This window comes from Microbacterium sp. bgisy203 (assembly GCF_965345155.1).
Classification (GTDB): domain Bacteria; phylum Actinomycetota; class Actinomycetes; order Actinomycetales; family Microbacteriaceae; genus Microbacterium.
The window spans coordinates 219,566-234,975 of sequence record NZ_CBDRLZ010000002.1 but is presented as its reverse complement, the minus strand read 5'-3'; the positions used below and the strand labels follow the sequence as shown (position 1 = coordinate 234,975).

The window sequence follows — 15,410 nt, the reverse complement described above, 5'->3', positions numbered from 1 at the left end:
CGGCGTGTGAGCGCCCCCGCACGGCTGCTGTTCGGCGGCGACGACCACCCCGAACAGTGGGACGAATCGGTGTGGGCGGAGGGTGTCGCCCTCATGCGTGAGGCGCGGGTGAACACCGTGACCCTCGGCGTCTTCGCGTGGAGCCTGCTCGAGGTCGACGACGGCGTGTGGGACTGGGGCTGGTTCGACCGGGTGATCGCAGAGCTGACGGATGCCGGAATCGGCATCGACCTCGCGACGCCGACCGCCGCGCCGCCGACATGGCTGCACCGCGCCCATCCCGAGATCATCCCGACCGACCGCCGCGGCATCCGCTCCCACAGCGGCGGCCACTTCGGCTGGTGCGCGAGCCACCCCGTCTGGCACGAGCACTCGACGCGCATCGCGCGCGCGGACGAGGCCGCGTCCGTCCCCGGCGGGCGATCGTGACCGCGCCGCACACGGGTCGCATCACGCTCGTCGATCCCGAGTCGAGCCTCACCGCGTCGGTGCGGCGCGCACGGCCGCTGCGCTCGCTCCTGCGCCTGCTGCGCCCGCATCGGTTCGGACTCTCCCTCGCCGTCCTGGCGTTCGTCATCAAGGACAGCGCGGTCTGGGTGCTGCCGCCCGTGACGGCCGCGATCATCGACATCGTCGTCGCCGGCGGACCCGTCGAGAACATCGGCGGGTGGGCGCTCGTCGCCGTCGCCGTGCTCGCGCTGAACTACCCCTTCAACATGGTCGTGGTGCGTCTCACGAGCTCGGCGAACCGCACGCTCGCCTACACCGTCCGCACGGGCCTCGCCGCGCGCCTGCAGCGTCTCTCGCTCGGCTTCCACAACCGCCAGAGCGCCTCGATCGTGCAGACGAAGATCGTCCGCGATGTCGAGAATCTCGAGCTCATGCTCGCGCAGGTGTTCCCCACGGTCGTCTCAGCGCTGTCGACGCTCGTGGGCGCCGTCCTCATCACGGCTCTCACGGTGCCGCTGTTCGTAGGGGTGTTCGCGATCGCGATCCCGATCGCGGCATCCCTCATCGTCTACATCCGCCGGCGCGCCGCCACCCGCAATGAGGACTTCCGGCGCGAGGTGGAGCAGCTGTCGGCGCGCGTGAGCGAAATGGCCGCCCTCATGCCGATCACCCGCGGCCACGGCCTCGAGGACGTCGCGACGGCGCGCGTCGCCGAACGCGCCGACTCGGTGCGCCGCGCCGGGCGCGACCTCGACGTGCTCAACGGCCGATTCGGCGCGCTGTCGTGGATCTCGTATCAGATCCTCGGACTGCTGTGCCTCGTCGGCTCGGCCGCCCTCGCGGTCAGCGGCATCGTCCCCATCACGCCGGGCCAGGTGGTGCTGCTCAGCACGTATTTCGGCGTGCTGACCAACGCGATCGTCATGATCATGAACGCCACGCCGATCTTCACCCGCGGCATGGATGCCATGCGCTCGATCGCCGACGTCGCCGAAGAGCTCGACGTGGAAGACAGCCGCGGCAAGACCGAGATCACCCAGCTGCGCGGCGACGTGCAGCTGGAGGACGTCATCGTGCGCTACCCCGGCGATGACCAGGCCGCGCTCGACGGGGTCGACCTCGACATCCCCGCGGGCCGCACCGTCGCCTTCGTCGGACCGTCCGGCTCGGGAAAGTCGACGATCCTCAACACGATCCTCGGGTTCGTGCGCCCGACGTCGGGCACCGTCCGCATCGACGGACGCGACCTGACGACGGTCGACCTGCGGTCGATGCGCCGATTCGTCTCGATCGTGCCGCAGGAGACGGTACTGCTCGCCGGATCCGTGCGCGAGAACGTCGCCTACGGCAAGGCCGACGTCACCGATGTCGACGTGTTCGCCGCGCTCGCCGAGGCGAACGCCCTCGACATCGTCTCCGGCTCCGACGACGGCCTCGACACGATCGTCGGCGAGCGCGGCTCGCGCCTGTCGGGGGGCCAGCGGCAGCGGCTCGCGATCGCACGCGCCCTCATCCGCGATCCGCGCATCCTCGTGCTCGACGAGGCGACGAGCGCGCTCGACGCCGAATCCGAGGCGCGCGTCACCGAGGCGCTCGACCGGGCGCGCCGCGGTCGCACGACCTTCATCGTCGCGCACCGCCTGTCGACCGTGCGCGGAGCCGACCTCATCGTCGTCGTCGAACACGGGCGCATCGTCGAGACGGGCACGCACGCCGAGCTGATCGCCGCCGGAGGACTCTACTCCCGCCTCGCGCTGGTGCAGACCGGCACGTGAGCGGTCGGCATCCATCGACCATGAGGAGTGACCGATGAGATTCAGTGACGGATTCTGGCTGCTGCACGACGGCGTGAGCGCCGACGACGCCGCCGCCGAGGCCTTCGGCATCACGCGCGACGAGCACCCCGACGACGGGGAGGCGATCGCGATCACCGCGCCGTCGCGGGTCATCGCCGGGCGAGGCGACACGCAGCGGATCGGCACCGTGGCCATGACGGCCCCAGACGGGCGTCGCCGGGCGTTCGAGGTCGACGGCTCCGCCGTCACCGAGGTGCCACCCGGGGCGGGTTACGGGATACTCTGAGCGCATGGCCGAACTGCGACTTGTCGAATTGTCCGCCACGACGATCGTCCAGGTAAACACGATGTCACTGAAGCCCGGACAGGAGCAGTTCCTCGCCCCGACCAGCTACGCGGTCGCGGGCGCCGTCGTCAATCCGGCGACCGCGTGGCAGCGCGTCGTTCTCGACGGTGACGAGGTCGTGGGCTTCGTGAGCGCGAACTTCGACCCCGAGGCGCCGCGCGAGTACTTCCGCTCGGTACTGTGGCGCATCAACGTCGACGCCGACGACCAGGGCCGCGGCGTCGGGCGCTTCGCCGTCGAGGGGCTGCTCGAAGAGGCTCGCACGCGCGGCCTCGACCGGGTCGACGTCATCTACGAGGCGGGCGACGGCGGGCCCGAGGTATTCTTCACCCGGGTCGGATTCGTGCCTGTCGACGAGACCGAGTACGGCGAGGTCGTCGCCGAGATCCGCCTCTAGGCCCCGGCATCCGCGCAGCATCCGCCACACCCACCCGCCCTCCCACCCGATTCGATCACCCGCAACATCTGCCCCACCCGCGTCACTCGCCCGGTTCACCCGCGGCAACCGCGTCGCCCGCAACACCTGCACCACCCGCGTCGCCCGCAGCAGCTGCACCACCCGCGTCGTTCGCCCGCACCCGCAGTACCATCCCCTCGCCGCAGACGCGGCGGGGCCTCGATCCGCGCTCCCCCTTCGAGGTCCCGTCGCCCTCCACGCGACCGCTCTCCCTGCGCGCGACCCCATCGCAGATTCGGAGAATCGCGTCTGATTCGGATGGCTGAGTCCGAGGCATCCGACTCCGCGACGAATCTCCGAATCCACGAACACCGACGGGTCCCCCGACGCCCACCATCGACTCCTCCCCAGGTGCGCGATCGGGTGATCTGTCCACCGATCGCGTGCCCGGTGCCTCATCGCGCTGTGCAGGCGGGCAGGATCTCGGGCATGGATATCGCGGCCCTCGTCTCTTCCCACGGCGGCATCGCTCATCGACAGCGGGTGCTGGATGCCGGAGTGCACCCGCTCCGGCTGCGCGCGGCGATCGCCGGCGGCGTCGTGCAGCGCGTGCGGCGGTACTGGGTCGCCACCACGTCCGCGCCACCCGCACTGGTCGCCGCGGCAGACTCAACGGCGCGGCTGGCGTGCGTCTCGGCCGCGCGGCACCGCGGGTGGTGGATGCCGCGCGACGCGCCCACCGATCTCCATCTGCACGTGCATCCGCGAGCGCAGGCGCCGCGGACGGATCACCGACGGCCACCTGTGGTCACGCACTGGACCCGGCCGCTCGTCGCCGTGAGCCGCTACGACCTCGTCGAATCGATCGCCGACACCCTGCAACACGTCGCCGACTGCCTGCCGCGCGAGCAGGCAGTCGTGCTGTGGGAGTCGGCGGTGCGGATACACGGCTTACGGATCGACGAACTGAGCCGCGTCCGGTGGCGGTCCCCCGCCGCGCGTGAGGTGTGCGCAGTGCTCTCCGGACAGTCTGGATCGGGCATCGAGACGATCTTCGTCGTCCGCATGCGACCCTGGGGATTGCCCCTTCGACAGCAGGTTCGGCTCGCCGGCCATGACGTCGACGCGTTGATCGGTGAGCGACTGGTCGTGCAGCTCGACGGCTTCGCGTTCCATTCGTCGTCCGCCGACCGCACGCGCGACCTCGCGCACGACCGCGCGCTCATCGCACTCGGGTACACGGTGCTGCGCTTCTCATACACGGAAGTCATCTACCGCTGGCCCGAGGTGGAACGCGCGCTCGCCCGCGCGATCGCTCAGGGCGCACACCTCGCGCGCTGAGCGCCCCGGCGCGCGGCGCATTGCCGTGGCGCCGGCACTCACTGCTCCCCCACACGCGCGCGCAGCGCCGTCGTCCAGATTGCGGATTCGGAGATCCGCGTCGGATTCGGATGCCTCAGGCTCAGGCATCCGAATCTGCGACGCATCTCCGAATCCGCGACGTCGGGGCGAGGGGGAGAGGGGAAGCGGGTCAGACGAGCGAGGCCTGCCAGGCGCTGTGCAGCTGCGCGAACTTGCCGGTGCCGGCGATGAGGGCCGCGGGGGTGTCGTCCTCGATGATCTCGCCGTGCTCCATCACGAGCACCCGGTCGGCGATCGCGACCGTCGACAGGCGGTGCGCGATGATGATCGCGGTCCGATCGGCGAGCAGCGTCTGCAGCGCATCCTGGATCTGGCGCTCGCTCGGGATGTCGAGCGACGCGGTCGCCTCGTCGAGGATCAGCACCGCCGGGTTCGCGAGGAACGCCCGCGCGAACGAGATCAGCTGACGCTGCCCCGCCGACACGCGCCCGCCGCGCTTGTTGACGTCGGTGCCGTAGCCGTCGGGCAGGCGCTCGATGAAGGCATCCGCCCCCACCGCGCGCGCCGCCGCCTTGATCTCATCGAGCGTCGCGTCGGGCTTGCCGAGCGCGATGTTGTCGGCGACGGTCCCGCTGAACAGGTACGCCTCCTGCGTGACCATGACGATCGCACGGCGGAGATCCTTCGGGTGGAGCGCCCGCAGGTCCACGCCGTCGAGCGTCACCTGACCGCGCGTCGGGTCGTAGAAGCGCGAGACGAGCTTCGCAAGCGTCGACTTGCCGGCGCCCGTCGTGCCCACGAGCGCGACGGTCTGCCCGGCCGGAATGTCGAGCGAGAAGTCGGGCAGAATCGTCCGGTCATCGCCGTAGCCGAAGGTGACGTCGCGGAACTCGATGTGCCCGCGCGACTCCCAGAGGTCGACGGGACACTCGGGGTCGGGGACGGTCGGCTGCTCGTCGAGCACGCCCGACACCTTCTCGAGCGCGGCAGTGGCCGACTGGTAGGAGTTCAGGAAGAACGCGACCTCCTGCAGCGGCGAGAAGAAGTTCCGGACGTACAGCACCGCGGCCAGCAGGGTGCCGACTTCGAGGACGCCGTCGGAGACGCGGATGCCTCCCCACAGGAGGACACCCGCCACGGCGAAGGCTGAGACCGCCATCATGCCGGGCTCGAACGTGCCGAACAGCTTCAACGTCCGCATGTTCACGTCGCGGTACTGGCCCGACAGGTCGCCGAACTCCTCGTCGTTGCGCTTCTCCTTGCGGAACGCCTTGACGGCGCGGATGCCGGTCATCGTCTCGACGAATTTGACGATCACCTTCGCGCTCACCACACGCGACTCGCGGTACGCGCGCTGCGAGCGACGGTAGAACCAGCGCATCAGAAAGAAGAGCGGGATGCCCGCCGCGGCGAGGATCACACCCGACTGCCAATCGAGCAGAAGCAGCGCGATGAGCGTGAATCCGCCGTACAGGATGCCGGAGACGAGCTCGTTGAGCCCACCGTCGAGGAGTTCGCGGATCGAGTCGAGGTCGCTCGTCTGCCGCGAGATGATGCGTCCCGACGTGTACGACTCGTGGAACTCGAGACTCAGCCGCTGCGTGTGCACGAAGATGCGCTTGCGGAGGTCGAGCATGATCGCCTGGGTGAGCCGCGCGGCGACGACGGCGTACCAGCCGATGAGCGCGGCACCGCCCACGCCGGCGAGCAGGTACACCGCGACGACCATGATCGTCGGCATCCAGTTGCCGTAGCGGATGACCTGCGGGAGCGCCTGGTTGATGCCGAGGGCGATCAGTGCGGGGCCCGCGACGCGCAGCGCCGTCGAGACGACGAGCACCGCACCGGCGAGCACGAGCTGCCAGCGGACGGGCGAGGCGAGCGAGCCGAGAAGGCGGAGCGAGCGCTGACGGATCGCGCGCGACTCCTCCTTCGTGTAGTCGGAGCGGTCTTCACCGGCGGTGCCGGCGACGGATGCCGTGGTCACAGGTTCACCTCCTGAGCCCGGGTGCGGGCGTCTTCGTCCTCGAGGCTCGAGATGACGTGGCGGTAGTGGTCGCTCTCGCGGAGCAGCTCACTGTGGGTTCCGACCGCCGTGATGCGTCCGGACTCGAGCAACGCGACCCGGTCGGCGAGCATGACGGTCGAGGGCCGGTGCGCGATCACGAGGGTCGTGGTGTCGGCCATGACCACGCGGAGCGCGTCTTCGACGAGCGCCTCGGTGTCGACGTCGAGGGCCGACAGCGGGTCGTCGAGGACGAGCACGGCGGGGCGGGCGGCGACGGCGCGGGCGAGCGCCAGGCGCTGGCGCTGGCCGCCCGAGAGCGACAGACCCTCCTCACCGATGACGGTGTCGACACCGTTCGGCAGGTCGTCGACGAACCCCGCCTGCGCGACCGCGAGCGCCTCGCGGAGGACCGCGTCGGCTTCCGGGCTCCCGGCGGGAAGGTCCTCGCGCCCGAGGAGGACGTTCTCGGCCACCGTCTGCGAGAACAGCGTCGCGTCCTCGAACGCCATGCCGACGTGGGTGCGCAGCTCGTGCAGGGTCAGGTCGCGAACGTCGACGCCGTCGATCGTGACGCGGCCCGCGGTGACGTCGTACAGGCGCGCGGGGAGGGTCGTCAAGGTCGTCTTGCCCGAACCGGTGAGACCGACCAGAGCCATCGTCTCGCCGGGCTGCAACTCGAGGTCGATGCCGTCGAGCAGGTCGCGCTCGGACTCCGAGGCATCCTGATACCGGAAATGCACGCCCTCGAACCGGAGCGCGCCGCGGACGGCGGGAACGCTCTGCGGCGCGGCGGGGTCGGTGATGGTGTTCACCTCGTCGAACACGTCGAAGATGCGGTCGGTGGCCGTCCGCGCGTCGAGCAGGAACGAGAAGAGGAAGCCGATCGACTCCATCGGCCAGCGCAGCACCGTCGCCATCGCGAAGAACGCGACGAGCTCGGAGACCCGCAACTGCCCCGCCTGCGTCAACGCGATGCCGACGCCGAGGCACAGCGCGAACGCGAGGTCGGGCAGCAGCACGAGCCAGAACCAGATCCACCCGACCGCGCGCGCCTTGCTGATCTCCGTCTCGCGCAGGCTCTCCGCCTGGCGCGCGAACTTCACGAGGGCGTGCTTGCCACGGCCGAACGCCTTGAGGACGCGGATGCCGTGCACCGACTCCTCGACGGAGGTGGCGAGGTCGCCCGCCTGATCCTGGCTCTGCCGCGCGAGCGCGCCGTACGTCTTCTCGAACCGGTACCCCGCGTACCAGAGCGGCGCGCTGAGGATCAGGAACGTGAGCCCCAGCGCCCAGTGCCAGCGGAACAGGAGAACCAGGCCGACGAGGATCGTGAGGACGTTGACGACCAGCAGCACCACGCCGAACGCGAGCCACCGCCGCAACATGCTGATGTCCTGCATCATGCGGCTGAGGAGCTGACCCGACTGCCAGCGGTCGTGGAAGGCGACCGGCAGGCGCTGCAGGCGCTCGTAGAACTCGGTGCGCATGCGGTACTCGACGGCGGTGGAGGGGCCGAGCACGAACCAGCGCCGCAGCCACACCATCACCGCTTCGAGCAGGCCGAGGAGCAGGATCAGGCCCGCGCCCCAGGCGAGCCCGGCGGGGTCGCGGTCGGCGATGGGTCCCTGCACGAGGTTCTCGAGCACGAGCGGGATCGAGAGGGCGAGCAGGCTCGCCACGAGCGCGCTGACGGCGCCGAGTGTGAGCCGACCGAGCACCGGTTTGGCGAAGGGGTAGAGGCGGGCGAGAGCCCGGGGTGTGGAGAGTCGGGGCGTGGACTCTCGGGGCGGCGAAAGCCTCTCGGTGGCGGAAGTCATGATCCTCGTGGGGTGGTGGTGCGGATGCCGAAGGGGCGCCTCGGCGAGACAGGCGCGCGCCGGGGGCGCGAGGGACGGAAAGAGTGCCCGGAAAGGGTCCGAAGAAGAGAACGCTGCGTGCGACGGGACTATGCCGCCGATGAGGAACGCGAAGCCGTTATCCCCGGAATTCCCCCGCCCCGAACGGACGGAAGGCGACGGGCTTCGCTGCGACGATGGCCGTGTACATGGCTTCCTCCAGGGTTCGGTTGGCGGGGACTGCCGACCGGGTCGCGGGCGACAGCCCTCCAGAGTATCCCTGAGGATTGCCTGAACGCAAGCTCAACGGAGGATCAGAAACCAAGTGTGGCTCCTGTGCGGGCGTCGGCGCGCTCGCGCTCGCCCGCGCTCTCGCTCTCGCCGCCGCTCGCGCGCTCGCGCTCGCGATCGAGCAGCGCCTGCTTCACCTCGACGCCCCACGCGAAGCCGCCGAGTGCTCCGCCCGTCCGTAGGACGCGGTGGCAGGGGACGAACAGGGCCGCGGCGTTGCGGGCGCAGACGGATGCCGCAGCGCGCACGGCCTGCGGGCTGCCGAGAGCGACGGCGAACTCGGCGTAGGTAAGCGGCCGGCCGGGCGCGATGCGGCGGAGCGCCGCCCACCCGGCGTGCTGCAGCTCGGTGCCGCTCTGGTGGACCTCGACCTCGTCGATCGCGCCGAGATCGCCCGCGTAGTACGCGGCGACGGCGGCTGCGGCATCCGTCTCGCCGTCGACGACCGCGGCGGGCGGGGTGCGGAGACGCCCGAGGATCGCGGCGGGGTCGGCGGTCCAGCCGCTCGCGAGGACGCGCTGCGCGTCGTCGACGAGCAGGGTGAAGGGTCCGTCGGGCGTGTCGAGGGTCTGGATCGTGGCGGTCATCGGAGCTCCTTCGGGGCGGGGTGTGGCTGAGTCGTATGGTCCGTGGTGCGAAGGTGATCGGGAGTGGCGCATGAGACCGCGCAGGTACCTTCGGCCATACGACTCGACCCGATGCGTTCCGGCACCGAGCTCGCCCCGGAGCCCGCCACGGCGCCGGCGGCGGGACGGCGCGGCGGCACCGCCCGCCACAGATGCGCCGTCAGGTAGGTGCGCCACGGCGCGGTGCGTGCGGCCCACGCCTCGTAGCCGCGCGCGTCGGACGGGATGCCGGACGCCGCCGCGCCCGCGCGCACGGCCACGTCGCCGGGGAGGGTGATGTCGGGGCTTCCGAGCACGCGCATGCCGACGTAGTCGGCCGTCCAGGGGCCGATCCCCGGCATCGCGAGCAGCGCCGCGCGCTGGGTGGCCGCATCGTCGCCGCTCGTGAGGACGAGCGACCCGTCCGCGAGCGCGGCGGCAGCCCCGGTGATCGCGCGGATGCGAGCCGCCGGCCCGCGCAGGACCTCGTGTCCGCGCTCGGCGATCGCGGCCATCGTCGGGAAGAGCCGGTCGTGCCCGTCACCCAAGCCCTCGACCCGCTCGCCGAGCGCGTCGGTGAGCGTCGACAGCGCGGTCGTCGCGGCGGTGACAGTGATCTGCTGCCCGACCATCGCGCGGATGAGCATCTCGTGCGGATCGGCCGTTCCGGGAACCCGGATGCCGGGAACGCGCGCGACGAGCGGAGCGAGTTCGGGGTGCGCGGCGAGGGCCGCGTCGACGGCGAGCGGGTCTGCGTCGAGGTCGAAGAGCCTTCGCGCGCGGGCGACGAGCACCGGCAGGTCGCGGAGGTGAGTGAGCCGGGCGCGCAGGCGCACACGACCGGGGCCTGCGACGCTGAGCTCGAACCAGGCCGGCCCACCTGGCAGACGTAGCGTACGGGCGAAGGAGGTCGGGGTGGCGACCTCGGCGCCGCGCACCGCGCGCGCCTGCATCCAGGCGAACAGGCCCGCGCTGTCGAACGGCTCGCGCACCGGGAGCACGAGGTCGATCGCCCCGGTCGCCGCGGCGGGCGCGTCGTCGGTACGGGCGGCAGCCGGCGCGGAGACACGGCCGTTCCGGACTCCCCCGCCGGGCCGCCGCGCGCGGAGGGCGAGCGGAGGCATCCCGAACACCTCGCGCACGGTCTCGTTGAACTGCCGCACGCTCGCGAAGCCGGCGGAGAAGGCGACGTCGGATGCCGGTAAGTCGGTGGAGACGAGGAGCATCCGCGCCGTGTGGGCGCGCTGCGCGCGGGCGAGGGCGAGAGGACCCGCCCCGAGCTCCGCCGTCAGCAGGCGCGTGAGGTGTCGCGACGAGTATCCGAGGCGGGCCGCGAGCCCCGGCACGCCCTCGCGCTCGATGACACCGTCGGCGATGAGGCGCATCGCGCGGCCCGCGACATCGCCGCGGAGGTTCCATTCCGGCGAGCCGGGCGCCGCTTCGGGGAGGCAGCGTTTGCAGGCGCGGTAGCCGGCTTCGTGCGCCGCCGCGCTCGTCGGGTAGAACGTGACGTTCGCGGGCTTGGGCGTCCGGGCCGGGCAGCTGGGCCGGCAGTAGATGCCCGTCGAGCGCACCGCGGTGACGAACTGCCCGTCGAAGCGCGCGTCGCGCGCATCGATCGCACGGTAACGCTGGTCGAAGGTCAGGGATGCCGTGGTCATGCCTCCAGCCTGACATGCTCCGGGCACTGTCGCTCGCGGGAATCGGACGCGACGGCGGCGCGACTCGGAACCGATGCCGACGCCGCCCGCGCAGTGACGACGGCGTAGGCTGCGACGACGGCTACGGCGTCGGCGTCGGCGTCGGCGTCGGCAGGAAGCCCGGCTCGCCCGGCGTGATGCCGAAGAAGAGCGGGTCGGACGGCGACTCCGTCCGCGGGAGGTAGCCTTCCGCGAGGACGGCGTCACCGAACAGCCGCTCGTCGAGCTCTCCGATGTCGCCGGGCATGCAGCGCGTCGTCGCGGTGACGAGGACGTTACCGCTCGTCGCGAATGTCACACGCAGCGACGAGAAGGGGTCCTGCTTCTCCACGACGACTTCGCGGGCTACCGCGCCGTCGGCACCGACATCCTGGCCCTCCACGTCGTAGCCCGCCGAGGTCAGGTAGTCCGTCACCGCCTCCCGCATCGCGGGCTGGTCGGCGGGGTCCACCGTCGTCGACCGGGAGAGCGCGAACTTCCACCCGTCACCGCACCCCGCCGCGGAGGGCTCCATCCCGTACGAGCTGCCGACCTCCCACGGCCCGGGGTCGATGCGCTCGAGCACGCCGTTGGTCACCTCCCGGTAGGAGAAGTAGAGCTCCCGCGCCTGCGCATAGAGTTCATCGCCTGTCGGTGCCACCGTCTGCCCTTCGCATCCTGTCATCGCGATGGTCATTCCGACCACCGCCCCTGCCATCAGCACCCATCGTCGCGCACGGGGTGTCCGCTTCGCCCGCCCCACGCTCATCGCAGCGCCTCGCCGGTCGCCACGATGGAGGCGATGTTCCGGAAGGACTCGGAGCCGACCGAGAGGTAGCCGTTGCCCTTCTCCCACCAGCCGAAGAAGCTGTTGCCGCCGTCGTGTGCCGCGTGGCCGGGCGTCCCGGCGACCTCTTCCGTCCCCCCGCCCAGCGACGGTGCCCGGCCGCCGTCGCTCTCGAAGGTGACTGCTCCCGGAATATCCGCCGGATCGCTGGCGTGGCCGATCGACGTCCACTGTCCGACGCGGGCGACGACGTCCCACGTCGCGCGTGAGGTGAAGACATCGGTGCCGGAGAAGTCCAGCTGTTGGCCGTCCACCTCCGTGGTGATGCCCGCCGACCCGACCGCGATCAGTCGATCGACCCCGAGAGAGGAGCCTGCCGACCCGACCGCGAGAAAGGCCGTCGTGCTGCCGTAGGAGTGTCCGATCACCGTCGTCGTGAGATTCCCGGTGCTCACGGCGTGCAGACCCCGCAGGGTCTCCGTCAGCCGAGCCGCTCCCTCGTGCGCACTTCCCATGAACGGCTCGGTCCCGATCGACGGCGAGTCGTAGCCGTACCAGGCGATCGTCATCGACGACGTGCCGGGGTCGCCGTAGGCGTTGGCGTAATCGTTGAGGTCGCGGGCGCTCTCGCCCCATGCGCTGAGATCGTCGAGACCGGAGAACATCCCACCGACGAGGGTGTTCACGTTCGTCACTCCGTCGAACGGGTCCGAGGCGACGCCGTACGCATCCCGCGCGACGCCGTACGCGACCGCCGCCGTCGCCTGCGGCTGCTCGAACGGCCGAAAGAACAGCAGCTCGCCGCCGTGCCGATCGATTTCCCGTCCCAGCTGTTCTAGCTGCGCGTCGAGCGGCTCGCCGTAGGGGCCGGCGGCGACCGTCTGCGTGTAGACATCGCGATTGGCCGCGAAGCGGACGTCGTACGGGATGCCGTCGAGATTGCCGACGAAGCTCGGGCGCTCGGCGACGAGGGCCGCCCGCTCGGCCTCGGTGAGCGACGCCCACGCTGCCGCAACCTGCTCGGGTGTATCCGCCTGCGCGAGGGCGTCGATGGCACGCCGAGCGGCGGGGGTGACCGCCGACCCGTCGACGTGCGCGAGGGCCGCGACGGCCTCGTCGTAGCCGGCATCCCACCGGCTGTACGCCGCCTCCCATTGCTCCCACAGCGCGGCGAGGGCGTCGCTCGATTCGGCCAGCTCCCGGTCGTACTCGTCGCGCAGGTCTTCGTAGACCGCCGCCAGCGATCGTTCTTCGGGCTGCACCTGAGAGAGGATCTCGTCGATCCGGTCGCGGTCGGCCCGCGTCGCGGTCGTGCGAAGGTCGGCGGTTTGGATGTCGTCGACCAGGGCATTCGCCGCCCGCGCGTGCGTCGTCGCCGTGTCGTGGTACGCGCGGACCACGTCGGCGACGGCTTCGGCTGCGGCGATCGCACGGCGGATGCCGGCCTCCAGCTCCCCCGCGTCTCCCTTGACCGCGCGGATCGACTCGCCACGGCCTTCCAGCCCGGCGTGGATGTTGGCGAGCACCTCGGAGAGCTGAGTGCCGTACTCGGCCATCTGGCCGAGCCTGTCGTGCACGCGCCCGAGGTCGCCGTCGTCGTATTCGATGCGAACCAGCGACAGTCCTCGGGTCGGCGAGATCAGGGTCACGGCGAGCGATCCCATCCCGCGCGGTCCCAGCCTGCGCCGAGGGCGACATCGAGATCGTCGAACGCCTGCACGATGTCGACGAGGCGCTGCTGAACCTCGAGAGCCGACACGGCGTGTGTGCGCGCGTCCATACGGATCGCGCCGATCGCGTTTTCGAGCATGACGCGCAGCGACGTGCGTCCGCAGGGGTTGCCGACGCCGGTCTCGGCGACCCATGCCGACACCGCACTGCCGTGGTAGCTCATCGTCGCGGTGCTGACCGTCAGCGCTGCGCCCTGGAGTGCGGCGCGGTCGATGTCGACGTCGCTCATCGTCCGGTTCCTCTCCCCCGCGCTCGCGCGTGGACCGCGGTCTTCTCGAGGCTAACGCCCCTGCTGAAGGCAGGGAGGGTCTGAGAGTGAGGATGTGGAAAACTCCCGATCGGGCCGCGCAGCGCGCGGCACGCGACTCAGGGCTCGACCTTCCACTGCGCCGCGCCCGACAGCAACGGCGCGCGGGGGCCGTTTCGCACCGTGACGCCCGTCACGTCCTTATCGACGACGGTGACACGCGGGTTCGCGGCGAGCGGCTTCGCGATCGCGGAGCGCACGAGCGTCGCCTCGATCTGCGCACGCAGCTCCCGCGCCTGATAGACATCGACCGTGCGATCGAGCTCGGCAAGGAGCGCGTCGCGGTCGATGGCCTCCTGGCCGGCGGCGAGCGGGCCGACGACCTGCGCCGTCACCGCCGACGTGGTGCCGATCCCCCACAGCGCCTTCAGTCCGGCGACCGAGTCGGGGACCTCGACCCGGGTGATGACGGCATCCCACGCCCCGCCCGCCAGCGCGCCGTTCAGGTCGTCGCTCCCGCAGTCGGTGGCCGACCAGCCCTCTTCGCCGACGGCGTCTCGAAGGGCGCTGAAGGCTCCGGCGGCGAAGGCGCTGGTGCGGTCGTAGAGCACGCACACGGCCGTCCCCGCGGCGACCCCCGCCGCCTCGCGCTCGAGGGCTCCGTCGTCGGCGGCCGCGCCGAGGGTCGACGCGAAGCCGGAATCCTCGCTGACGATGTCGAAGGCGCGCGACCCGGGCGCGGCGGTCAGCGCGGTGGTCTTCGTGTAGGCCGAGGACCACTCCCCGGCGCCCCGATCGATGAGGTCGGATGCCGGAATGCTCCGCAGGAACGCCGAGCGCGCCGGCGCACCGCCGAACACGCCGGCGGGACGCAGCAGCACGGTCCACACGGTGCCGTCGTGGGTGGTCTGCACGCCCGTGTCGCGACGCTCGAGCTCGCGCACCGGAGCGCGATTCTCGACCACGGGTGCGACGGTCGCGATGTCGAGGCGTTCGCCGATCTCGCCGAGGGGCGCGTCGCCCGGGGGGACGAGTTCGACACGGGCGACCTGCGGCGAGGGCGCGCCGCGGTAGGCGCCGTTCGGCACGAGGGTCACGCTCTGCCCGTCGGCCGCGCGCGCGACGGCCGCGACGCGGTACGGACCGCTCGAGACGAACGTCTCGGGCGACGCCTCGCCCTCGCTCAGCGCGAAATCCTCGTCGAGGGCGAAGCCATCGCGCCACGCCTCGGCGATCTCGCCGAGGGCGCGCTCGTCGCGCTCCTGGATGGCGCCGATCACGGCCTGCTTCGCCTCCATCGGGTCGTCGATCCCGAAGGCGATGCGTCCGACGACGTGCGCGGGGACGTCCGCACGCACCGCGCTCTGCCATGAGATCGTCGGCGCCGGGAAGGCCACCTCGATCGCGCGGGCGAACTCGTCGAGCTTCGGGGTGGGTGTGGCCAGAGGGGGCTCGGTGCCGGGGGGCGCGGGCTCGCCGCTCGCGGAGTCGTCCAAGAGCCCGGCCGCGGCGGCCCAGCCGAGCATCAGGTCGGCGCCGTCGAGCGGGATGCCGTCCGACCAGGCCGGTTCGGCGAGGTCGTACCGCACGGTGAACGCACCGCCGTCGATCATCGAGACCTTGCCGAACGCCGGGTCGGCGACGAACTCTCCGTCGACGATGTCGCCGAAGCCGTCACGCGTCACGGCGGCGATGTCGAGGTTTCCGGGCGTGGGGGCGGCGACGGGGTTGAGGGAGGTGAGCTCCGCCGCCCACCCGACGACGACCTCTGTTCCGGCGTCGACGGTGTCGGGCAGTGCCGGGGCGCAGGCGCCGAGCGTCGCCGCGATCGCGAGAGCGACGGATGCCGCGGCAAGGCGGCCCGGTGCCCTCATCG

13 protein-coding genes are annotated in these 15,410 nt (G+C 71.4%); 5 read left to right on the top strand and 8 right to left on the bottom strand.

Annotated features, from left to right (window positions below):
• The first annotated feature begins 6 nt into the window (after positions 1-6).
• From ACRVYW_RS04450 to ACRVYW_RS04430, 5 genes are all read left to right on the top strand, one after another.
• Positions 7-429 (top strand): beta-galactosidase, encoded by a 423-nt coding sequence (locus ACRVYW_RS04450; protein WP_431802088.1) that lies wholly within the window; start codon positions 7-9, stop codon positions 427-429.
• Positions 426-2,225 carry an ABC transporter ATP-binding protein gene (locus ACRVYW_RS04445; protein WP_431802086.1) on the top strand — a complete coding sequence of 600 codons (1,800 nt, stop codon included), beginning with the start codon at positions 426-428 and terminating at the stop codon, positions 2,223-2,225. The genes ACRVYW_RS04450 and ACRVYW_RS04445 overlap by 4 nt, the downstream gene beginning before the upstream one ends.
• 34 nt (positions 2,226-2,259) lie before the next feature.
• Complete coding sequence (locus ACRVYW_RS04440; protein WP_431802084.1) at positions 2,260-2,532, top strand: hypothetical protein; 273 nt, start codon at positions 2,260-2,262, stop codon at positions 2,530-2,532.
• Between the two features lie 4 nt (positions 2,533-2,536).
• Positions 2,537-2,989 carry a GNAT family N-acetyltransferase gene (locus tag ACRVYW_RS04435; protein WP_431802082.1) on the top strand — a complete coding sequence of 151 codons (453 nt, stop codon included), beginning with the start codon at positions 2,537-2,539 and terminating at the stop codon, positions 2,987-2,989.
• Between the two features lie 489 nt (positions 2,990-3,478).
• Positions 3,479-4,330 carry an endonuclease domain-containing protein gene (locus ACRVYW_RS04430; protein WP_431802080.1) on the top strand — a complete coding sequence of 284 codons (852 nt, stop codon included), beginning with the start codon at positions 3,479-3,481 and terminating at the stop codon, positions 4,328-4,330.
• A gap of 190 nt (positions 4,331-4,520) precedes the next feature.
• Here the strand turns inward: ACRVYW_RS04430 and ACRVYW_RS04425 are convergent, their stop codons facing one another.
• From ACRVYW_RS04425 to ACRVYW_RS04390, 8 genes are all read right to left on the bottom strand, one after another.
• Complete coding sequence (locus ACRVYW_RS04425) at positions 4,521-6,338, bottom strand: ABC transporter ATP-binding protein (protein ID WP_431802079.1); 1,818 nt, start codon at positions 6,336-6,338, stop codon at positions 4,521-4,523.
• Positions 6,335-8,176, bottom strand: coding sequence for an ABC transporter ATP-binding protein (locus ACRVYW_RS04420; protein ID WP_431802077.1), 1,842 nt, complete (start codon positions 8,174-8,176; stop codon positions 6,335-6,337). The genes ACRVYW_RS04425 and ACRVYW_RS04420 overlap by 4 nt, the downstream gene beginning before the upstream one ends.
• Before the next feature lie 332 nt (positions 8,177-8,508).
• Positions 8,509-9,072 carry a methylated-DNA--[protein]-cysteine S-methyltransferase gene (locus ACRVYW_RS04415; RefSeq protein WP_431802075.1) on the bottom strand — a complete coding sequence of 188 codons (564 nt, stop codon included), beginning with the start codon at positions 9,070-9,072 and terminating at the stop codon, positions 8,509-8,511.
• On the bottom strand, positions 9,069-10,751 hold the full coding sequence (locus tag ACRVYW_RS04410; RefSeq protein ID WP_431802074.1) for an AlkA N-terminal domain-containing protein: 1,683 nt from the start codon (positions 10,749-10,751) through the stop codon (positions 9,069-9,071). Before ACRVYW_RS04410 ends, ACRVYW_RS04415 begins: the two co-directional genes overlap by 4 nt.
• A gap of 121 nt (positions 10,752-10,872) precedes the next feature.
• Positions 10,873-11,430, bottom strand: coding sequence for a hypothetical protein (locus ACRVYW_RS04405; protein ID WP_431802072.1), 558 nt, complete (start codon positions 11,428-11,430; stop codon positions 10,873-10,875).
• Between the two features lie 104 nt (positions 11,431-11,534).
• Complete coding sequence (locus tag ACRVYW_RS04400) at positions 11,535-13,205, bottom strand: alpha/beta hydrolase (RefSeq protein ID WP_431802070.1); 1,671 nt, start codon at positions 13,203-13,205, stop codon at positions 11,535-11,537.
• On the bottom strand, positions 13,202-13,516 hold the full coding sequence (locus ACRVYW_RS04395) for a hypothetical protein (protein WP_431802068.1): 315 nt from the start codon (positions 13,514-13,516) through the stop codon (positions 13,202-13,204). Before ACRVYW_RS04395 ends, ACRVYW_RS04400 begins: the two co-directional genes overlap by 4 nt.
• A 137-nt stretch (positions 13,517-13,653) precedes the next feature.
• A complete protein-coding gene (locus tag ACRVYW_RS04390; RefSeq protein ID WP_431802066.1) occupies positions 13,654-15,408 on the bottom strand; it encodes an ABC transporter substrate-binding protein in 1,755 nt (584 codons plus the stop codon).
• Positions 15,409-15,410 lie beyond the last annotated feature (2 nt).

What these genes read in the sequence shown, in the direction of transcription:
- ACRVYW_RS04440 (WP_431802084.1), top strand. Translation starts at nt 2,260, where the DNA reads ATGAGATTCAGTGACGGATTCTGGCTGCTGCACGACGGCGTGAGCGCC.
- ACRVYW_RS04435 (WP_431802082.1), top strand. Translation starts at nt 2,537, where the DNA reads ATGGCCGAACTGCGACTTGTCGAATTGTCCGCCACGACGATCGTCCAG.
- ACRVYW_RS04430 (WP_431802080.1), top strand. Translation starts at nt 3,479, where the DNA reads ATGGATATCGCGGCCCTCGTCTCTTCCCACGGCGGCATCGCTCATCGA.
- ACRVYW_RS04420 (WP_431802077.1), bottom strand. Translation starts at nt 8,176, where the DNA reads ATGACTTCCGCCACCGAGAGGCTTTCGCCGCCCCGAGAGTCCACGCCC.
- ACRVYW_RS04415 (WP_431802075.1), bottom strand. Translation starts at nt 9,072, where the DNA reads ATGACCGCCACGATCCAGACCCTCGACACGCCCGACGGACCCTTCACC.
- ACRVYW_RS04410 (WP_431802074.1), bottom strand. Translation starts at nt 10,751, where the DNA reads ATGACCACGGCATCCCTGACCTTCGACCAGCGTTACCGTGCGATCGAT.
- ACRVYW_RS04395 (WP_431802068.1), bottom strand. Translation starts at nt 13,516, where the DNA reads ATGAGCGACGTCGACATCGACCGCGCCGCACTCCAGGGCGCAGCGCTG.
- ACRVYW_RS04390 (WP_431802066.1), bottom strand. Translation starts at nt 15,408, where the DNA reads ATGAGGGCACCGGGCCGCCTTGCCGCGGCATCCGTCGCTCTCGCGATC.